Here is a 6,112-nt window from a genome sequence, read left to right on the forward strand (position 1 = left end):
CGGACGCCGATCCGGGATCAGCGAGGATCGAGCCGCAGGGTGAAGAAGCGGCTCAGCGGGTCGATGGAGTAGCTACCGAACGGGCCGCATTCGGCGAACCCGTGGCGCAGGTACAGGCGGCGGGCGGGGGCGAAGAAGTCCTCGGCGCCGGTTTCCAGGCTCAGCCGCCGGTACCCGCGCTCCCGGGCTACCGCGACCAGGTGGGCGAGCACGGCGGCGGCCACGCCACGGCCGGTATGCCCGTCGGCGGTGCGCATGGACTTGATCTCGGCGTGCTCGGCGTCGAGCTCCTTCAGCGCGCCGCACCCGACGAGGTCGTCGCCGGACCACGCGCTCCACACCGTGACCGCGGGATCGCGCAGGGCGGTGAGGTCGAGGGCGTGCATGCTGCAGGCAGGGGTGGTGTCCGCCATTTCCGCGTGGTGGGCGGCCAGCAGAGTCCGGATTTCCGCGCCGGTGAGGTCATCGGCCACCACGCGAAGCTGGTCGACCGCAGCAGTCGGGTTATCGGTCATAAGTCCAGTTTGCAGATCGATACCGGAGCCCGTCGATCCGGGTCGCCCAGGGATCACCCGACCGCGGAAAACGCCCCGTGGCGACCAGTACGGGTGCGAGCATGGTGACGCGGGTGTCGACTCGAAAGTGGTGGGGTGTGGCCGATTTCGTGCAGCAGTATGCGTTCGTGCGGTGGCCGGTGGTCGCCGCGTTCGTCCTGGCATCGCTGATCGTGGCCACCCGGTTGACCAGGCGAACCCCGTCGGAGCACCGGATCGATACCGCCTCCGACAGCGCGCACCTGCTCATGTGCCTGGTGATGCTGGCGATGCTGGTGTTCCCCGCCGCGACCGACCCGCACGCGATGCGCGGACTGCTCACCGCCCTCACCGTGGCGTTCGCGATCCTGCTCGCCGAACGCGTCATGGGATGGCGCACCGGTTCGCTGCCCGACGGTGTGCCGGCGCTGGGCTATCACACCGTCGCCGCCGCGGCGATGCTGTACGCGATGGCCGGGCACGGGGCCGTGCACGGCACCGGTGCGGCGGGCTGGCCCGCCGTCGTGCTGGCGGTGCTGTTCGGCCTCGACGCGCTGCTCGTCCTCGGTACGGCCGGTCACCGGTCACGCTGGCACCGCTTCGTTCATCCCGCCGGCTCCCACCCGCTGACCTCGGCGCTGGTGCCCCATGTGGTGATGGACATCGGGACCGCTTTCATGCTGATCGCCGCGATCGGCCGGTGAATACCGATCCACAACCGCTCGCGCTGCGAATTGCCTTAGTGCGGGCAGGAATTCGACGATGAGTGGGCAGCGCGGTCCCCAACCGCCGCCGGGGTCGCGCGGCGCCGGTCCGCGGATACCCCCGATCGTGGCCGGTGCCGACGATCGCGAGGAGATGCGCGCGCTCTATCGCGCCACCGGCGCCGCCGCGTTCGGGCTGGCCCTGCGGGTGCTGCACCGTCGCGGTGCCGCCGAAGACGTGGTCCGCGAAGGTTATCGACGGGCGAGATCGGCGCAGTGGATCGTCGACGAGGACGACACCGGCCGGGAACCCGATTTCCCCTCCGCGGAATCCGGGGACGACCACACCGAGCCGGCCCCGCTGTCGCGTCCCGGGCCGGACCTCGGGACACCGTGGGGGCGTTCGGCGTTCGTCGCGACCGAACAGCGATCCGATCTGGCCCCCCGCACCTACGGTGGGATGGATGTCGCCTTCGGTCGCGGCGTCGTCTACTCCCACGACGGTGCCCGCCTGCCCGACGGCGCGAGCACCGAGGATCCGGATCACCTCGGCACGGACCACCCGGACCGACGCCACACGGGCGCTGAAGACGCAGTCCACGGTCTCCCCGGCTCCCACGCGGACCACCCAGCCGAGGTCATCGGCTCGGGAAATACCGGTACCGAGCGTGTAGACGCCGACCAACGGGCTTTCGGCCACGTCGATGTCGAACGATCGAGCACGGTCGGCATCGACACCGAACGTCTCGGGACGGATTGTTCCGGGATCGCCCGCGACAGCCCGGCATTCACCCCCGATCAATCCTGGCTGCTGGCCCAGATCCATCGACTCGCGGTCCAGCGCCTGCGTCTGGACCGCCGCGGCGGCGACGACATGCCGTGGCTGGCGGCCGCGGCCAGACTCGGTTTCGACGACCCCCTCGACAGCCACTGCGAGGTCTTCGTCCTCGCCTACTACGGGGGCCGCACCTACCGCACCATCGGCCGTGAACTGGGCCTGCGGGTACCGATGGTGACGAGGCTGCTGGCCGAGGGCATCGAACGGCTCGCCGAACAGCGGATCCCCCGGTGGACGGCCAGGCAGTCGTGGTGCCCGCCCGGCTCGGTCCTGTCCCTGGCCGACGCCTACGCGCTCGACGCGGTCGCCGAACTCGAACACCACCACATCGAGAACAAGCTCACCGCCACCACCCCGAACAGTCTGTCGCAGTTCGCCACCCGCGTGCGCGGTGTGCACGACGTGCTCGCGCTGCTGGCCGCCGACGACCAGCACACCCCGCCCCGCGCGCTCGAAACCCGCATCCTCGCCGACCTGGGCGCCGCGCCACAGCGACGCGGCCACTGGGCGGCCAGACCGCCCTGGTTGCGCCGCTTCGGCGGTCAACCGGAGAGTTAGAGCACCACCACGTGGTCTTCGGCGACCCGTCCGCCGAGGCGAACCCATCCGTCGGAGTCCCACTCGGTGTAGAGCTGCGAGCCCTGCCCCTGGGTGATGATCAGCCCGCGGCGCAGCTGGGCGGTGAGCGCGACCGCCGCCGCCCCGGTCGCCTCGTCCTCGGCGATGCCCATGGCGGGCGCGAACATCCTGGCGCGCAGCGCGCCACGTGACTCGTCGGTCCAGGCCCAGAAGAAATGCTGGCCGTCGGTGAAGTCGACGGGTGCCAAGGCCGCCAGCGCCTGCACCGAATCCAGTTGCTGGAAGGCGAACTTCGGTGCCCACTCGGCGCGCGCGGTGATCCAGGTCAAGCCGTCGGTCTGGTTGACGGCCACCGGCCCCGCGGGCACCCGCAAGGTGTGCACAGGTGTGCGTTGTACATCCAGCCACCACGCGGTGCCGACGGTGGGATGCCCGGCGAAGGGCAACTCGACGGCCGGGGTGTAGATGCGGACGTCGGCGACGCCGTCGACCGGATCGGAGACGACCGTGGTTTCGCTGAACCCCAGCCGGGCCGCCAGTTCCTGCTTGTCGAGGGCGACGACATCGCCCGCGCGGGCGATGCCGAGCGCGTTGCCGAGATTTCCGGCCGGATCGGTGAACACTCGGACGACCTCGACCTGGATGTCCGGGGCATCGGGCACATCATGTGCGTTCATGATCGCGAGCCTACCGGGCCGCCGCGCGGGGCCCACCGACCCGCGAGCCCCCGGACACGTCCGCTCCCAGCACGGCAACGGCCCCGATCCGGAATCCGGATCGGGGCCGCCGGGCCTCGAAAAGCAGGCGCGAAACCGACGAATCAGACGGCCGCCGAAGCCAGCGCCTCGGTGGACGCGACCGCCTGGCCGACACCGGCGACGATCGCCGCCGCACGCAGCGACTCGAAGATCACCTCACGCGACACACCGGCCTCGCGCAGCGTCTTCTCGTGCGCCTCGAGGCAGTGCGCGCAGCCGTTGATCGAGGACACCGCGAACGACCACAGCTCGAAGTCGGCCTTGTCGACGCCGGGGTTGCCGATGATGTTCATCCGCAGACCCGCGCGCAGATCGTCGTAGCGACCGTCCAGGAACGCCTTACCGCGGTAGAACACGTTGTTCATGCCCATGATCGACGCGGCGCCCAGCGCGGCGTCGTACGCCTCGGCCGAGAGCACGTCGGCGGCCTCTTCGGCGACCTCACGCAGGGTGGTGGCCGAGCGCGTGGCGGCGGCCGAAGCGAGCAGGGTGCCCCACAGCTGCTGCTCGTTGAGCACCGTGGTGCGGGCCAGCGAGGACAGATTGAGCTTGAGGTCCTTGGCGTACTCGGGAAGAGAGTTCTTCAGGTTCTCGATGCTCATGACAGTGGGGCTCCTTCAGGGTGTTTCGGTGGGGAAGTGGTTCAGACGCTGGCGGTGAGCAACTCGCCCGCGTTGATGGTCGGGTCGCCCTTCTTCCAGTTGCAGGCGCACAGCTCGTCGGACTGCAGGGCGTCGAGCACGCGCAGCACCTCGTCGACGTTGCGGCCGACCGAACCGGCGGTCACCGAGACGAACTGCACCTCGTTGTTCGGGTCGACGATGAAGGTGGCGCGGTCGGCGACGCCGTCGGCGTTGAGAACGCCGGCGGCGGTGGCCAGTTCACGCTTGAGGTCCGACAGGATCGGGAAGGGGAGGGTCTTGAGATCCTCGTGCTGTGCGCGCCACTGGAAGTGCACGAACTCGTTGTCGACCGAGGCGCCGAGCACCTGCGCGTCACGATCGGCGAACTCCTCGTTCAGCTTGCCGAACGCGGCGATCTCGGTCGGGCACACGAAGGTGAAGTCCTTGGGCCAGAAGAACACGATGCGCCACTTGCCGGCGTGGTCGTCGCTGGTGATCTGGGTGAAGTAATCGTCGGGCTGCTGCGCGTCGACCTTGGAGAGGTCGCCTCCGATGACGGCCTTGAGGTTGTATGCCGGGAACTGGTCGCCGATGGTCAGCAGAGCCATGCTTCGTCTCCTCATTCGTGGTGTGGTTGATGTCAGCCTACTGAAAGGTAAAGCCGATTGCTGGTCGTACACTGATAGGTGTGAGTGATCAGACTTATCAGCCAACCCTGTCGCAGCTGCGTGCGTTCGTGGCCGTCGCCGAATACCGGCATTTCGGCACCGCCGCAGCGCGTTTGACTGTGAGTCAACCCACGTTATCGCAGGCACTCGCATCACTGGAAAACGGACTCGGGCTCCAGCTGATCGAGCGCAGCACCCGCCGCGTGCTGGTGACCGCCGCCGGAATGCGACTGCTGCCGCAGGCCATGGCGACCCTGGAAGCCGCCGATCGATTCGTGGCCTCGGCGACCGGCGACACCCTCGGCGGCACACTGCGTGTGGGGATCATTCCGACCGTCGCCCCGTATGTGCTGCCCGGACTGCTGCCCGAGTTGCGCCGCAAACTGCCCGGGGTGCTGCCCCAGGTGGTGGAAGACCAGACCGCGCGGCTGCTGGACGGGTTGCGCACCGGTGTGCTCGACGTGGCGGTGCTCGCCTTACCGACCGAAGCCAACGGCTTGGTCGAGATCCCGCTCTACAGCGAGGAATTCGTGCTGGTCACGCCCCGCGGACACGACCTCGCCGGCCGCACCGACCTGGCCGCGCCCGCTCTCGCCGACCTGCCGCTGTTGCTGCTCGACGAGGGTCACTGCCTGCGCGATCAGACTCTGGACCTGTGCCGCTCGGCCGATGTGCAACCCGGGACGGTCGGCGATACGCGTGCCGCCTCGCTGACCACGGTTGTGCAGTGTGTGGCCGGCGGGCTCGGGGTGACGCTCATCCCGGAGATGGCGGTGGCCGCCGAGACCGCCCGCGCGAATCTGGACACCGCGCGCTTCGCGGCTCCCGCTCCCGGCCGCACGATCGGGCTCGCTTATCGAGGGTCTTCCGCGCGGGCCGCGGATTACGAATACCTCGCGGCGGTCATCCGGTCCAAGCGCCCTTTCTGATCTGCACAATGCTGGTGGGACAGTGAGCTCGTTGTCGGGCCCGCGAATTGTCGTCGTTGTGGAATAAATTTCGCAAAATGGACTTTTCTCCGCTCGTCACCGAGGGTGAGCGGATATTTAACAGCCCAAATCAAAATAACTATTCGGCGATCCAGCGATGCATCAGTTGCTTCGACCGGCCCGCGAATCATTGCAGTTAACTATTGGCATTCACGTATTCGGGAATGCTGTAGCCGGGGGGTTCGGTCCACAGCCCCCACGACACGGTATAGCGATCGGAGCGGTGCGGCAAGGGTCTGAGCCACCTTTGTGGATCGATTCCGAATCGTGCTGAATTCGGTACCCGATGCATGTTACGCGGGCGATCTGAGTATGGGCGGACGGCCGGGACGGCGTATCGAAGAGGATGCCGACCAGGGGTCGGCCTGGTCGGGGTGCCGATCGCCACTGCGGCGGTGTCCTAAACGTCCTTCCCTGTGT

At 68.3% G+C, this 6,112-nt stretch carries 7 protein-coding genes; 3 read left to right on the forward strand and 4 right to left on the reverse strand.

Annotated features, from left to right (window positions below):
- Positions 1-17 precede the first annotated feature (17 nt).
- Positions 18-515 (reverse strand): GNAT family N-acetyltransferase, encoded by a 498-nt coding sequence (locus ACFULV_RS10915; RefSeq protein ID WP_378626633.1) that lies wholly within the window; start codon positions 513-515, stop codon positions 18-20.
- Positions 516-592: 77 nt separating this feature from the next.
- Here ACFULV_RS10915 and ACFULV_RS10920 point away from each other — a divergent pair, with 77 nt between their 5' ends.
- Positions 593-1,237 (forward strand): DUF5134 domain-containing protein, encoded by a 645-nt coding sequence (locus ACFULV_RS10920; protein WP_378655437.1) that lies wholly within the window; start codon positions 593-595, stop codon positions 1,235-1,237.
- A 58-nt stretch (positions 1,238-1,295) separates the two neighbouring features.
- Complete coding sequence (locus tag ACFULV_RS10925; protein WP_378655440.1) at positions 1,296-2,633, forward strand: hypothetical protein; 1,338 nt, start codon at positions 1,296-1,298, stop codon at positions 2,631-2,633.
- On the opposite strand, the gene ACFULV_RS10930 is transcribed toward ACFULV_RS10925, so the two are convergent.
- From ACFULV_RS10930 to ACFULV_RS10940, 3 genes are all read right to left on the reverse strand, one after another.
- Entirely contained in the window at positions 2,630-3,331 is a 702-nt protein-coding gene (locus ACFULV_RS10930; RefSeq protein WP_378655442.1) for a PhzF family phenazine biosynthesis protein, read from the reverse strand. The genes ACFULV_RS10925 and ACFULV_RS10930 overlap by 4 nt on opposite strands.
- Positions 3,332-3,474: 143 nt before the next feature.
- Complete coding sequence (locus tag ACFULV_RS10935) at positions 3,475-4,014, reverse strand: carboxymuconolactone decarboxylase family protein (protein ID WP_378626640.1); 540 nt, start codon at positions 4,012-4,014, stop codon at positions 3,475-3,477.
- Positions 4,015-4,055: 41 nt separating this feature from the next.
- On the reverse strand, positions 4,056-4,643 hold the full coding sequence (locus ACFULV_RS10940) for a peroxiredoxin (RefSeq protein ID WP_056811330.1): 588 nt from the start codon (positions 4,641-4,643) through the stop codon (positions 4,056-4,058).
- Positions 4,644-4,723: 80 nt separating this feature from the next.
- On the opposite strand from ACFULV_RS10940, the gene ACFULV_RS10945 reads away from it, so the two are divergent.
- Positions 4,724-5,632 (forward strand): hydrogen peroxide-inducible genes activator, encoded by a 909-nt coding sequence (locus ACFULV_RS10945; protein ID WP_378626641.1) that lies wholly within the window; start codon positions 4,724-4,726, stop codon positions 5,630-5,632.
- Positions 5,633-6,112: the final 480 nt, after the last annotated feature.

The organism is Nocardia sp. NPDC057272, from assembly GCF_042668615.1.
GTDB lineage: Bacteria > Actinomycetota > Actinomycetes > Mycobacteriales > Mycobacteriaceae > Nocardia.